At 63.0% G+C, this 13,274-nt stretch carries 10 protein-coding genes; 3 read left to right on the top strand and 7 right to left on the bottom strand.

Annotation, left to right across the window (positions count from 1 at the left end; genetic code table 11):
* Positions 1–362 precede the first annotated feature (362 nt).
* Positions 363–1,790, top strand: a complete 1,428-nt coding sequence (arcD, locus tag AO356_RS05270; RefSeq protein ID WP_060738882.1) for an arginine-ornithine antiporter — start codon at positions 363–365, stop codon at positions 1,788–1,790.
* A gap of 138 nt (positions 1,791–1,928) precedes the next feature.
* Here arcD and AO356_RS05265 read toward each other — a convergent pair whose 3' ends face one another.
* The 7 genes from AO356_RS05265 to gap all read right to left on the bottom strand — a co-directional run bounded on the left by AO356_RS05265 (position 1,929) and on the right by gap (position 10,140).
* The gene (locus AO356_RS05265; protein WP_060738881.1) at positions 1,929–3,275 is read right to left on the bottom strand and encodes a CoA transferase; all 1,347 of its coding nucleotides are present in this window, start codon (positions 3,273–3,275) and stop codon (positions 1,929–1,931) included.
* A 34-nt stretch (positions 3,276–3,309) separates the two neighbouring features.
* On the bottom strand, positions 3,310–3,753 hold the full coding sequence (locus tag AO356_RS05260) for a YbaN family protein (protein ID WP_060738880.1): 444 nt from the start codon (positions 3,751–3,753) through the stop codon (positions 3,310–3,312).
* Positions 3,754–3,873: 120 nt separating this feature from the next.
* Positions 3,874–4,464, bottom strand: a complete 591-nt coding sequence (locus tag AO356_RS05255; RefSeq protein WP_060738879.1) for a biliverdin-producing heme oxygenase — start codon at positions 4,462–4,464, stop codon at positions 3,874–3,876.
* A 168-nt stretch (positions 4,465–4,632) separates the two neighbouring features.
* The gene (locus AO356_RS05250) at positions 4,633–7,227 is read right to left on the bottom strand and encodes a TonB-dependent receptor (protein ID WP_060738878.1); all 2,595 of its coding nucleotides are present in this window, start codon (positions 7,225–7,227) and stop codon (positions 4,633–4,635) included.
* Positions 7,228–7,345: 118 nt separating this feature from the next.
* Positions 7,346–8,251, bottom strand: a complete 906-nt coding sequence (locus AO356_RS05245; RefSeq protein ID WP_081015319.1) for a FecR family protein — start codon at positions 8,249–8,251, stop codon at positions 7,346–7,348.
* A 128-nt stretch (positions 8,252–8,379) separates the two neighbouring features.
* Positions 8,380–8,892 carry an RNA polymerase sigma factor gene (locus AO356_RS05240; protein WP_060738876.1) on the bottom strand — a complete coding sequence of 171 codons (513 nt, stop codon included), beginning with the start codon at positions 8,890–8,892 and terminating at the stop codon, positions 8,380–8,382.
* Positions 8,893–9,138: 246 nt separating this feature from the next.
* The gene (gap, locus tag AO356_RS05235; protein ID WP_047228368.1) at positions 9,139–10,140 is read right to left on the bottom strand and encodes a type I glyceraldehyde-3-phosphate dehydrogenase; all 1,002 of its coding nucleotides are present in this window, start codon (positions 10,138–10,140) and stop codon (positions 9,139–9,141) included.
* 230 nt (positions 10,141–10,370) lie between these two features.
* Here gap and edd point away from each other — a divergent pair, with 230 nt between their 5' ends.
* Complete coding sequence (gene edd, locus AO356_RS05230; RefSeq protein WP_060738875.1) at positions 10,371–12,197, top strand: phosphogluconate dehydratase; 1,827 nt, start codon at positions 10,371–10,373, stop codon at positions 12,195–12,197.
* Positions 12,194–13,150, top strand: a complete 957-nt coding sequence (locus AO356_RS05225) for a glucokinase (RefSeq protein WP_060738874.1) — start codon at positions 12,194–12,196, stop codon at positions 13,148–13,150. The genes edd and AO356_RS05225 overlap by 4 nt, the downstream gene beginning before the upstream one ends.
* Positions 13,151–13,274 lie beyond the last annotated feature (124 nt).

Raw genomic sequence — 13,274 nt, 5'->3', positions numbered from 1 at the left:
TCGACAGAATAAGTCGGTTTGAAAGTTGAATACCTGATCTGGATCAGTGCATGACAACATTCCATTGTTAATGAAGGAGTTGAGTGCTTTCCTTCACGTCCATAAGTTGCCAGGAGGCCCGTTTTAGAGGCTTCGGCAAGGTGTGGCGAGGCGGGTTTCATCCCGTAGGATTATTCACGCTAGTTGATTTTTTCTGGATCGCAACTATTTTGTAGGTTGTTTTCATGACAGAAATAATCGTCTGGCGTGGTCTTTCTTATTGCTGTCCTGGACAGTGGTCGGATTAATAATCCCTCGGACTTTGCGCGCGTGACGTTATTCAAAAACGTTATGTCGCATTATTCACTTAATGAGCGAGAAAGATGCCGCAGCCGATTGAAAAGTTACGACTCGGTGCGCTGGTGGCGCTGGTGGTGGGGTCGATGATCGGTGGCGGGATCTTTTCCCTGCCGCAGAACATGGCGGCCCGGGCCGACGTTGGAGCGGTGCTGATCGGTTGGGCCATTACCGCCGTCGGCATGCTGACCCTGGCCTTCGTGTTCCAGACCCTGGCCAATCGCAAGCCGGAACTGGACTCGGGTGTCTATGCCTACGCCAAGGCCGGTTTCGGCGACTACATGGGTTTCTCTTCCGCGTGGGGCTACTGGATCAGTGCCTGGATGGGCAACGTCGGCTACTTCGTATTGCTGTTCAGCACCCTGGGGTATTTTTTCCCGGTGTTCGGCCAAGGCAACACGCCGGTGGCCATCGCCTGTGCATCGTTGCTGCTGTGGGCGGTGCATTTCCTGGTGCTGCGCGGCATCAAGGAAGCAGCGTTCATCAACCTGGTGACCACCATCGCCAAAGTGGTGCCATTGGTGATGTTCATTGTCATCGCCGCGGTGGCGTTCAAGGCCGAGGTGTTCACCCGGGACATCTGGGGCGAGATGAACCCGGACCTGGGCAGCGTGATGGACCAGGTGCGCCACATGATGCTGGTCACGGTGTTCGTGTTCATTGGCATCGAAGGCGCCAGTGTCTATTCGGCGCGGGCGGAAAAACGCGCGGATGTCGGGCGGGCGACAGTGATCGGCTTCCTCGGGGTCCTGGCGCTGCTGGTACTGGTGAACGTGTTGTCCCTGGGGATCATGACCCAGCCTGTACTGGCGCAACTGCAGAACCCCTCCCTGGCCGGTGTCCTGGAGCATATCGTCGGGCCTTGGGGCGCGTTGTTGATCAGCCTCGGCCTGGCGGTGTCGTTGTTGGGCGCGCTATTGTCCTGGGCGCTGTTGTGCGCCGAAATTCTCTATGCCACCGCCAGGGACAAGACGATGCCGGCGTTCCTGACCAAGGAAAACGCCAACCGTGCGCCGGTCAACGCGTTGTGGCTGACCAATGGCATGATCCAGTTGTTTTTGCTGATTACCCTGTTTTCCGCGGGCACCTATACCAGCCTGATCTACCTCGCGTCATCGATGATCCTGGTGCCGTACCTGTGGTCGGCAGCCTATGCGGTGTTGCTTTGCGCACGGGGCGAAACCTATGGACAAGCCTCGGCCCGGCGCATGAAGGACCTGTGTATCGGTGGCGTTGCGCTGTGCTATGCGGTGTGGTTGCTGTATGCCGGCGGCGTGAAGTACCTGCTGCTGTCGGCGCTGTTGTATGCGCCGGGGGTGATCCTGTTTGCCCAGGCCAAGCGCGAGCAGCGCCAACCCTTGTTCACCCATGTGGAAAAAGGCGTCTTTGCCTGCGTGATGTCCGGGGCGGGCTTGGCGGCGTATGGGTTGTACAGTGGGTTTTTGGCGTTGTGAGGCTTACCGGGAGGTTGAGGTGACGCCTTGGCGAGAGGGTTATGTGGGAGCAAAGCTTGCTCGCGAAACAGGCGCCTCGATTTCTGAGAGACTGCGGCGCTTCCATCGCGGGCAAGCCTTGCTCCCACATCAATCCCCTTACCACTGCGGGCGATGGGCGCCCAGTTCTGCCGCTGGCAAGGTCCATTGCAACGGCGTCCCGGTGATTTTCAACGGCACCTGCAAGCGATGGGCTGGCCCCCATGGCGTTTGTTCGACCACCAGGCCCTGATCATCCTTGTCCTCGGCGCGCAATGGGGTCGGGTCCCCTGGGCCACGCTCGATCAACAGCTTCGCCGTGCGCGCCAGTGACAAGCGAGCCGAGCCGCCGTGCCCCCTCTCCAGGCGCCGGGTTAACAACACCAGGGCACTGGCCGCCATCAGGTAGCCGGTGCCGTGGTCCAGTGCCTGCACCGGCAGCGGTGTCGGTTTGTCAGTATGTTTCCAACCCATGCCGGCTTCGGCAATGCCGCTGCTCATCTGCACCAGGCTGTCGAAGCCACGGCGGTGCTGCCACGGGCCGCTCCAGCCATAGGCGTTGAGACTCACATCGATCAGCCCCGGGGCGATTTGCTGGCGTTGCTCGGCGCCATAACCCAGGCGTTCGAGAGCATCAGCGCGATAGCCATGCAGGAGGATGTCGGTGTCCTTGAGCAGCGCCTCGAACACCGCGCGATCATCGGGCCGATGCAAGTCGAGGCGGGCGCAGCGTTTGCCCAGGGTGACTTCCGGGACCACGCCGGGTTCGTTCCAGGTCGGTGGGTCGATGCGCAGCACGTCGGCCCCCAGGCCTGCGAGGAAGCGGCTGGCGACGGGGCCGGCCAGCACGCGGGTCAAGTCCAACACCTTGAGGCCCGCCAGTGGCTGGGTCACGGAGCCGAGCCAGGGCTTGCGCTGTTCTGCAGTCGTTTCACTCAGATGCACCAGCGGTTCGGCATTCACCGCCATGCCTTGGGGATGGGCCTGCCAGGACTGCCACGAGCGCATCTCGGCGGCGCAACCGCCGGCGTCGACCACGGCCTGTTCCAGCTCGGCCTTGTTCCAACGGGCCACCCTCGCCGTCATGTCGGCGCGGTCGGTGCAGGTGCCGAGGACTTTTTCCGCGGCCAGGCGATGATGCGGTGCGTTGGTGTGCAGGCGAATCCAGCCGTCGGCGCAGGCGTAGTCACCGGCCACCGGGTCCCACATCGGCGGCACGCTCCAGCCGATGGGGCGAAGGGAAGTGGAGAACCAGAACGACGCCAGGCGCCGGTCGACCTCGACGGGCCGAAGGCGGCCGGTTTGCTGGTGGATGAGCGCGGCGGTCGCCTGGCCCGCCACGGCGATGCTGGCGCTGGCCAACTCCGTGACGGCGAAGGCCGAGGGCAGGGCGCCTTCGCCGCTGAAGGTGATTGGGGTCGTGGGCAAGCCGAGTGCGGTTTGCATGGACGTGAGCAGATCTGACATCGAAAGCCCTCCAGTACGAGAGGGCGATCATAGATCAAAAATCCGTTGGGGGCCGCTTTGCGGCCCAGCGGGAGCAAGCGCCCTCGCCACAAGTGTCCTGTGCCTGTTCCGGCCGCGACCAGATCCACAGGTTGCCCAGGCCCATACCCGCGAGCGCCAGGTAAACCGGCCAGCCGTGGTCGAGCATCACCAGCATCAGCCCGGCACACAGCAGCATGCTGACGGTGGCACCCACCTTGGTCCGGCGCGGGATGACCTTGCCATTGCGCCAGTTGTGCAGCATCGGCCCGAACAACCGATGGCTCTCCAGCCAGGCGCTCAGGCGCGGCGAACTGCGGGTCGCGGCCCAGGCGGCCAGCAGGATGAATTCGGTGGTCGGCAGGCCGGGCACGACGAGGGCGACCAGGCCGATGGCCAGGCTGGTGTAGGCGAGCAGGGCGAAGAGCAGTTGGGTGAGTTTGGAGGGCGTGCGGCTCATGTACTTCTATCCGACATGCACTTTACCTTGTGGGAGCGAGCTTGCTCGCGATAGCGGTGTATCAGGTGGCCAATAAGGTGGCTGAAAGTCCGCCATCGCGAGCAAGCTCGCTCCCACAGATCAAGCCGGCTCGGCCGCATAAGCCTGTTCCAGCAGTACGGTAAAGCGGTTGAAAGCATCCAGCGCGCCTTTATCCGCTTCGGCTTCCTGCTGTTCGGTGAAGGCCAGGCCGTCGAGGGTGCGGGTGAAGGTTTTCCAGCCTTCGGCGCGCCCGCCGGCAGGCTCCGCCAGGTGCCGGGCGCCGAAGGTTTCGCTCAGCCCCAGGCCCACGGCACGCTTGATCAGGAACGCGGCGCCGAGCTTGGAACCTTCGGAGACGAACAACCAGCCCAGGGCTTCGGCCTGGGTCGGTTTGTTCACCGCACCGGCCAACGGCGCGGGGACTTCGGTGTCCAGGTCGGCGAGATCCGCCTTGGCTGCGTCGGCCCGGCAACGGGCCGGCAGGTCGGGAATCAGGGCGGACAGCTCGGCGTCGTTGTACAGCGCCACCAGTTCCGACTGGAACAGGTACTGGGCGACGACGAAACGGGCGAAGCTGGCCGGGGTTTCGAACGGGGCGTGAGCCTTGACCAGGGCGTCGAGCTTGCTGTGAGGCTCGTGGGTGATCTGGTTCAGGCGTTGGGAACGTGAAGCGGGACGTTGTGTGGTCATGAACAATTCCTTTGAATTAGATCGCTGTGGCGAGGGCTGTGGGAGCAAAGCTTGCTCGCGAAACAGGCGCCTCGATCTCTGAAAGACCGCATCGCCTTCATCGCGGGCAAGCCTTGCTCCCACATGACTCTCCTCGCCACAGGTGTTTGTGTTGCCTGGGAAATAGGGTCAGATATCCCAGATCAGGTTCACCGCGAAGTTACGCCCGGGCGCGGTCAGGCGATCGAGGTTGGCGGGGCTCAGCACGGCCGCTTCGCCGACGCTGTCGTAGCCGCGCACGTCATCCCACAGCCAGTATTTCTTGTCGGTGAGGTTGTAGAGGCCGCCACTGACGGTCACGTCGCGGGTCACCTTGTAGAAACCCGTCAGGTCGAGGATGCCGAAGCCTGGCGTCTTGAACTGGCTGCTCACGCCATCGGGCGAGTTGAAGTTGCTGTCGTCGACGCGGTCCTTTTTCTTGACCAGGGTCCAGCTGAGCAAGGTGCCGAACTGCGCCTGGTCGTAGCCCAGGCCAAACACGCCGGTGAGCGGGTTGACGCTGTTGAGCGGCTCGCCGGTGTCGTTGTTGCGACCGTAGGCGTAGGCCACCGAACCTTGGGTGTACAGGCCCTTTGGCGCCCCCAGCACGTCCAGGTCCAGGCGTCCCTTGATTTCGGCACCCTTGATGGTGGCGTGCTTGATGTTGTTGCTCTGGAAGGTCAACTGGTCGGCACCGGGGGTGATGGCGTCCTCGTTGATGAAGTCGCGGTACTTGTTGTAGAACACCGCCACGTCGAACGAACCGGAGTCGAAGCGGCCGCGCAGGCCGGTCTCGTAGCCCTGGCTTTTTTCCGCTTCCAGGTCGGCGTTGGGCTCCACGCTATAGCCAGCGCCAGGGTTGTCGAAACGGCCATACAGGGCCTTGGCGGTCGGGGTGCGGAAACCCTCGGCGTACTGCCCGTACCAGGTGTACTGGTCGGTCAGAGCATAGGTCACGCCGAATTTCGGCGAGACGCGGTGCCAGGTCTTGTTCTTGTCGCTGACCTCACCACCACTGGTGGGGTCCACGGTGTTGAGGAATTCCTCGGTCAGGTGCGGCTTGAGCTGGGTGTAGTCGTAGCGCAGGCCAGGCGTGAAGGTCCATTTGTCCCAACTGATCTGGTCCTGGACGAACAGGGCGTAGCTGTTGATGGTCGGGTCCGGGAAGTCACTGGCTTTTGCCAGCACGTCCCGGGTGCTGATGGCGCCCACCGCAGAGCAACCGACACCCACCGCCAGGCACACGCCATTGCCGCTGCGCGAGCCGGTGACTTTCTGTTGCTTGATCGTGGTGCCGTAGGTCAGCGCGTGATCGGTGTCGGCGATGCTGAAGGCCTTGTCCAGTTGCGCATCGAAGACCCACTGCTTTTCTTCGTAGAGGGTATCCCGGGTGCGCAGGACCTGGCGGGTGATCGGGAAATAGAACTCGGCGGTGCTCTGGTCGGTCTTGGCGACCTGGTGATTCAGGCTCCACTTGATGTGATCGGCCAGCAAGCTGTCGAGGGCGAAGCTGTGCTCCAGGCCGAAGCGCTCGCGGGTGATGGTGTCGTTGCCGGTGCGCCACTGGTACATGCCGCCAGGCAGTACAAAATCGGGGATCGCCGGTTGGCCGTTGGCGTAGGGGCCGCCGTAGGCGCTTTTCAGGTCGCTGTCGCGGTCGTCCTTGTATTTCTCGTAGACCAGGCCAAGGCGTGCGTCATCGCTGTAGTTCCAGCCGAGCTTGGCCAGCACGTTGTTGGCGCGCACGTCTTCCGGGTTGGCGGCGGTGCGGTCCAGGCCGGTGCCGTTGTGGCTGCCGTAGGATTCGGTTTCGTGACCGTCGCGCTGGCTGTAGTGCAGCAGGCCATCGAATGGGCCGCTGCGGCCGGCGACGGTGGCGGACTTGAGCCAGCTCTCGTCGGCGGAGCTGTAGCCGGTCTTCAGGCGGGCGCCAACGTCCTGGCCGGGCTTGATGATGTCGTCCGGATCGAGGGTGAAGTAGCTGACGGCACCGCCAATGGCATTGCTGCCGTACAGCACCGAGGCCGGACCGCGGAGGATTTCCACGCGCTTGATGATTTCCGGGTCGACGTAATTGCGCTGGGTCTTGGCGTAGGGGCCGTTGAAGAAACCGCCGGGTACTTCCACGCCGTCGACCTGGGTCAGGATCCGGTTGCCGTCGATGCCGCGAATGTTATAGCCGCTGATGCCGCCGCGCTGGCCCGCACCGCCCACCGACACGCCCGGTTCATAGCGCACCAGGTCCTTGAGAGTATTGACGTTGTTGCGGTCCAGTTCCTGGCGGTCGTGGACGGTGACCGTGCTGGGTACGCTGGTGATGTCCTGTTCCTGGCGGGTGGCGCTGATGGTCACCTGTTGCAGCTCCATCGTGCTGCCGCTGCTGCGCTTTTCCAGCACGATGCTGTTGTCGCCCAGCTTGCGATAGCCCAGCTGGGTCCCCACCAACAGGCGCTCCAGGGCTTTTTCAGGCGGCAGCGAGCCGTTCACCCCTGGCGAGGCGACGCCTTCGGCCAGTTCCGCCGGCATGCCGACTTGCCAGCCGGTGACCGCGGTGAATGCATTCAAGGCCGAGACCAGTGGCTGTCGGGCGATGGCGAAGGTGTAGTCGCCCATGTTGCGGGCAGGGGGCTGCACGGCGGTGGCAGCCAGGGCGAGCGGCGCGGTGCCGGCCATCAGGATGGCGGCGGTGAGCAATGACAGCGTGCAAGAGGGGGCAAGAAACCGGCAAGTAAGGCGAGAGGACATCGATAGCGCTCCGTGTCGCATCTGTTATAGGTGCAGATCGCATCGCTGGATGCGAATCAATTGCATTGGCTATAACGAGACGAACCAGCGGAGCCTATCGAGTAAAAATAATTCTCATTTAGTTCAAGATCACCAGCGCTGGGAATTCCTGAAGCCGCGCCGAGGTGATATGGGCCAGGGAGCGGACCACGTCCAGCGGCTGATCGAGGCGGTAATTGCCGGTCACCGCGACATTGGCCAGCTGTTCGTTACTGTTGATGATCCAGCCGGGGTAGTAGCGGCGCAGCTCAGCCAGTACCTGGCTCAGCGGCCGGTTCTCGAACACCAGCCGACCCTGGACCCAGGCCAGGTCCGTGTTGGCATCGAGCCGGGCCGGACGGTCGAAGCCGTTGGGGCCGATGCGGATGCTCTCCCCGGCCGACAGCCGCACATGGGTGTCGTTGCGGTTGGCCCGCAGATCCACATCACCGCGCTGCACCTGGACCTGGGCCACGCCGTCGAGGTAACGCACGGCGAACGTGGTATCGCTGACGCTGGCGGTGACCGGGCCGGCGTCGATTTCCAGCGGCAGGGTACGGTTGCCCGGGACTTCGAAGAAGGCCTCGCCCTTGTACAAGCGGGCCACGTACCGTTGTTCGTTGAACGTGCTGGAGAACGCCGAGTCGGTGTTGAGCAGGACCTTGGAGCCGTCTTCCAATTGCAGGCGCTGGCGCTCACCGACCACGGTCAGGTGATCGGCCTGCAAGCGCAGGGGCAGGTCGCTGAAGTTGAACAGGCCGAGAAACAACACGGCGGCGGTGGCCAGGGGTTTCCAGTGGGCACGCAGGCGCGACAGCGCGGTGACCTTGGGCGCGGTTTCAAGTCGACGGGCACTGGCCATCACCTGTGGGCCATTCCAGATCGCCTGGGCCCGGGCGAAGGCCTCGCCATGACGTGGATCGGCCGCCAGCCAGGCCTGGAACTGCCGCGTCTGTTCCTCGCTGGGGCTGTCCAGCAGGATCAGCCAGTCCAGCGCCTGCTCCATGGCATGGGCGGTTTCCGGCGTCGGCGCAGGAGAAGGGGAGTTGTCCGTCACGGTGGGTTCTCGTATTAGCGGCCAGCACAAGCTACAAGCCGCAGGCAGTAGGAGGCAAGCCTGTGCGCAACGTGAAACTATAGACTGCGTTCAGCCACACCCACACAGATCGCCATGATCAGTTTCAGTTCCTTTTGCACCGTGCTCAAGGACACGCTCAGCCGTTCGGCGATTTCCTGGTAACTGTGGCCATGCAGGCGGTTGAGGATGAAGATCTGCCGTTGTCGCGGGCTCAGGGCCTGCAGGCTGACATTCAGGCGCTCGAGCAGTTGCTGGGCATGGGCGGCGTCCTCGGCGCTGCTCTGGGGGGCGACGACGTTTTGGACGACTTCCAGCGGCACGTCATCCAGCAGGGTCCGGGCCTGGATGCGCCGGGCACGCAAATGGTCCAGCGCCAGGTTGCGGGCGGTCTGGAAAACAAAGGGTTCGAGGTGCTCGACCGTGCGTTCGGCCAGTGCACGGGTGACACGCAGGTAGGTTTCCTGAAGCAGGTCTTCGGCGGTACTGGGGTTGCTGACCATGCGCTCGAGGGTGCGCAGCAGCGGCGTGCGCTGGGCGAGGAAGACGTGATGAAAGCGCGATTGACTCACGGTAGGGCCCGATCCGGTTCGAGTGGATGATAATGCTTATCATCTACGTTGCGGGTCAAGCCTTGATTTCATCACGCCAAGCCATGTGGGGAGCGCACCTGTGGGAGCAAAGCTTGCTCGCGATAGCGTTCTCAAAGCCTGCACAGGTGCTGCATGCGACGGTGTCATCGCGAGCAAGCTTTGCTCCCACAGGCCTGCTCCCAAGGTTTGCTCTTGCAGGCCCGCTCCACATTGGCCGGCAATGAGTTACTCGGCGTTACACAACGCCAGGCAGTTATCCAGCATGCGGTTGGAGAAACCCCATTCGTTGTCATACCAGGCCAGTACCTTGAGCAGCTTGCCGCTGGCCTTGGTGTGGTTGGCGTCGAAGATCGACGACAGCGGGTTGTGGTTGAAATCGCTGGAGACCAGCGGCAGGGTGTTGTAGCCGAGGATCTTCGAATGCTGGCTGGCCTGGCGCAGCAGTTCGTTGACTTCCTCGGCCGACGCTTCGCGCTTGAGTTGCACGGTGAGGTCCACCAGCGAGACGTTGATCACCGGTACGCGCACCGCCATGCCGGTCAGCTTGCCGGCCAGTTCCGGCAGCACCAGGCCCACCGCTTCGGCGGCGCCGGTCTTGCTCGGGATCATGTTCTGCGTGGCCGAGCGAGCACGGTACGGGTCGCTGTGGTAGACGTCGGTCAGGTTCTGGTCGTTGGTGTAGGCATGGATGGTGGTCATCAGGCCGCTTTCGATGCCCAGCTCGCGGTGCAGCACCTGGGCCACCGGGGCCAGGCAGTTGGTGGTGCACGAAGCGTTGGAGATGATCTGGTGGGACTGGCGCAGGATGTCGTGGTTCACGCCATACACGACGGTGGCATCGGCGCCCTTGGCCGGGGCCGAAATGATCACCTTGCGGGCGCCGGCGCTGATGTGGGCGGCGGCCTTGGCGCGGTCGGTGAACAGACCGGTGCATTCGAACACGACGTCGATCTTCTCGGCCGCCCAAGGCAGTTCGGCCGGGTTGCGGATGGCGCTGACCGAGATGCGGTCGCCATTGACCGTCAGGCTTTCGTGATCGTGCTGGACGTCGGCGTCGAAGGTGCCATGCACGGTGTCGAACTTGAGCAGATGGGCATTGATTGCACTGTCACCCAGGTCGTTGATGGCGACGATCTGCAGGTCGCGACGATAGCCTTGGGTATACAGTGCACGAAGGACGTTGCGGCCGATGCGGCCAAAACCATTGATTGCGATTCGAAGAGTCATTAACTGCGCCGCCGTCGATTTGTTGTTGGAATTACAAGATTATTCGCATAAAAATAGAAAACAAGCCTTTTTAGTGGCAATATTTTGTTTTATCTACAACGAGTGACCTGAATCAACTGGTCCGAATGGTCAAAAACCGTCTGTCGCCTCGCCTTCCACACAGCGCGCAGCGGGCTTTTGACCAGCATAGACAATCAGGTCGCCACACCCGTTAGCCTGGAGTTCTACACATGCATCCCCGCGTTCTTGAGGTCACCGAACGGCTTATCGCCCGCAGCCGCGCCACGCGTCAGGCTTACCTTGCATTGATCCGTGATGCTGCCAGCGACGGTCCGATGCGCGGCAAGCTGCAGTGCGCCAACTTCGCTCACGGCGTGGCCGGTTGCGGCACCGAAGACAAACACCATCTGCGGATGATGAACGCCGCCAACATCGCCATCGTGTCGTCCTATAACGACATGCTCTCGGCCCACCAGCCCTACGAAACCTTCCCGGAACAAATCAAGAAAGCCCTGCGCGAGATTGGCTCGGTCGGCCAGTTCGCCGGAGGCACGCCGGCGATGTGCGACGGCGTGACCCAGGGCGAGGCGGGGATGGAACTGAGTCTGCCGAGCCGCGAAGTGATCGCGCTCTCCACGGCTGTGGCGCTGTCCCACAACATGTTCGACGGCGCACTGATGCTCGGCATCTGCGACAAGATCGTCCCGGGCCTGATGATGGGCGCGCTGCGCTTCGGTCACTTGCCGACGATCTTCGTGCCAGGCGGGCCGATGGTCTCGGGCATTTCCAACAAGGAAAAAGCCGACGTGCGCCAGCGCTACGCCGAAGGCAAGGCCACCCGCGAAGAGCTGCTGGAATCGGAGATGAAGTCCTACCACAGCCCCGGCACCTGTACCTTCTACGGCACCGCCAACACCAACCAGTTGTTGATGGAAGTGATGGGCCTGCACTTGCCGGGCGCCTCGTTCGTCAACCCGAACACGCCGCTGCGCGATGCCCTGACCCGTGAAGCAGCGTTCCAGGTGACGCGCATGACCAAGCAAAGTGGCAATTTCATGCCTATCGGCGAAATCGTCGACGAGCGCTCGCTGGTCAATTCCATCGTTGCGCTGCACGCCACCGGCGGTTCCACCAACCACACCCTGCACATGCCGGCCATCGCCATGGCAGCGGGTATCCAGTTGACCTGGCAAGACATGGCCGACCTCTCCGAGGTGGTGCCGACCCTGAGCCACGTCTACCCGAACGGCAAGGCCGACATCAACCACTTCCAGGCGGCCGGCGGCATGTCGTTCCTGATCCGTGAGTTGCTGGAAGCCGGCTTGCTGCATGAAAACGTCAACACCGTGCTCGGCCACGGCCTGAGCCGCTACACCCAGGAACCGTTCCTGGAGGATGGCGAGTTGGTGTGGCGCGACGGCCCGATCGAAAGCCTCGACGAAAACATCCTGCGTCCGGTGGCCCGCGCCTTCTCGCCAGAAGGTGGGTTGCGCGTGATGGAAGGCAACCTGGGTCGTGGGGTGATGAAGGTCTCGGCCGTGGCCCTGGAAAACCAGATTGTCGAAGCCCCGGCCATGGTCTTCCAGGACCAGCAGGACCTGGCGGACGCGTTCAAGGCCGGCCTGTTGGAAAAGGATTTTGTCGCGGTGATGCGCTTCCAGGGCCCGCGCTCCAACGGCATGCCGGAGCTGCACAAGATGACGCCATTCCTGGGTGTGTTGCAGGACCGTGGCTTCAAAGTGGCGCTGGTGACCGACGGGCGCATGTCCGGCGCGTCGGGGAAAATCCCGGCGGCCATTCATGTCAGCCCCGAAGCTTATGTCGGTGGTGCGTTGGCCCGGGTGCAGGAGGGCGATATCATCCGTGTCGATGGCGTCAAAGGCACCTTGGAATTGAAGGTGGACGCCGAGGAATTCGCCGCGCGCACGCCGGCCAAGGGCCTGTTGGGCAACAACATCGGCACTGGTCGCGAGCTGTTCGGTTTCATGCGCATGGCCTTCAGCTCGGCGGAGCAGGGCGCCAGCGCCTTCACTTCTGCCCTGGAGACGCTTAATTGAAACTGGCTTTGGTCGGTGACATCGGTGGGACCAACGCACGCTTCGCGCTGTGGAAAGACCACACCCTGGAAAACATCCAGGTGCTGGCAACGGCGGATTACGCCTGCCCGGAAGATGCCATCCAGGTGTACCTGGGCGGTCTGGGCCTGAAACCGGGCGCCATCGGTTCGGTGTGCCTGTCGGTGGCCGGTCCCGTGAGCGGCGATGAGTTTCGCTTTACCAACAATCACTGGCGCCTGAGCAATCTGGCGTTCTGCAAGACCCTGCAGGTGGAGAAGCTGTTGCTGGTCAACGACTTCTCGGCCATGGCCTTGGGCATGACCTGCTTGCGTCCCGATGAGTACCGGGTCGTGTGCGAAGGCACCCCGGAGCCGATGCGTCCGGCGGTGGTGATCGGGCCGGGCACCGGGCTGGGCGTCGGCACGCTGCTGGACCTGGGTGAGGGCCGTTTCGCCGCGTTGCCGGGGGAGGGCGGCCATGTCGACCTGCCCATGAGCAGCCCGCGGGAAACCCAGCTGTGGCAGCACATCTACAACGAGATCGGCCACGTCAGCGCCGAAACCGCCTTGAGCGGCAGCGGTTTGCCTCGGGTGTACCGGGCCATTTGCGCAGTGGACGGCCATGTGCCGGTACTCGACACCCCCGAATCCATCACCGCGGCCGGCTTGGCCGGCGACCCCATCGCCCTGGAAGTGCTCGAGCAGTTCTGCCGCTGGCTGGGGCGCGTGGCCGGCAACAACGTGTTGACCCTGGGCGGACGCGGCGGCGTCTACATCGTCGGTGGCGTGGTCCCGCGTTTTGCCGATTTCTTCCTCGAAAGCGGTTTCGCCCGCTGCTTCGCCGACAAGGGTTGCATGAGCGATTACTTCAAGGGCATTCCGGTCTGGCTGGTGACCGCGCCATACTCCGGCCTGATGGGCGCCGGCGTGGCGTTGGAGCAATCCGCCGCCTAAGGTTCGATAGGTACCCCACCCCTGTGGGAGCGAGCTTGCTCGCGATGATGGAGTGGCAGTCGCCATTGAGGTTGACTGTTGCACCGCTATCGCGAGCAAGCTCGCTCCCACAGAGTTTTTGTGG

The organism is Pseudomonas fluorescens, from assembly GCF_001307275.1.
Lineage (GTDB): Bacteria > Pseudomonadota > Gammaproteobacteria > Pseudomonadales > Pseudomonadaceae > Aquipseudomonas > Aquipseudomonas fluorescens_AA.
Note: the sequence above shows the minus strand (reverse complement) of the source record. Positions and strands in the feature narration are given on the sequence as shown.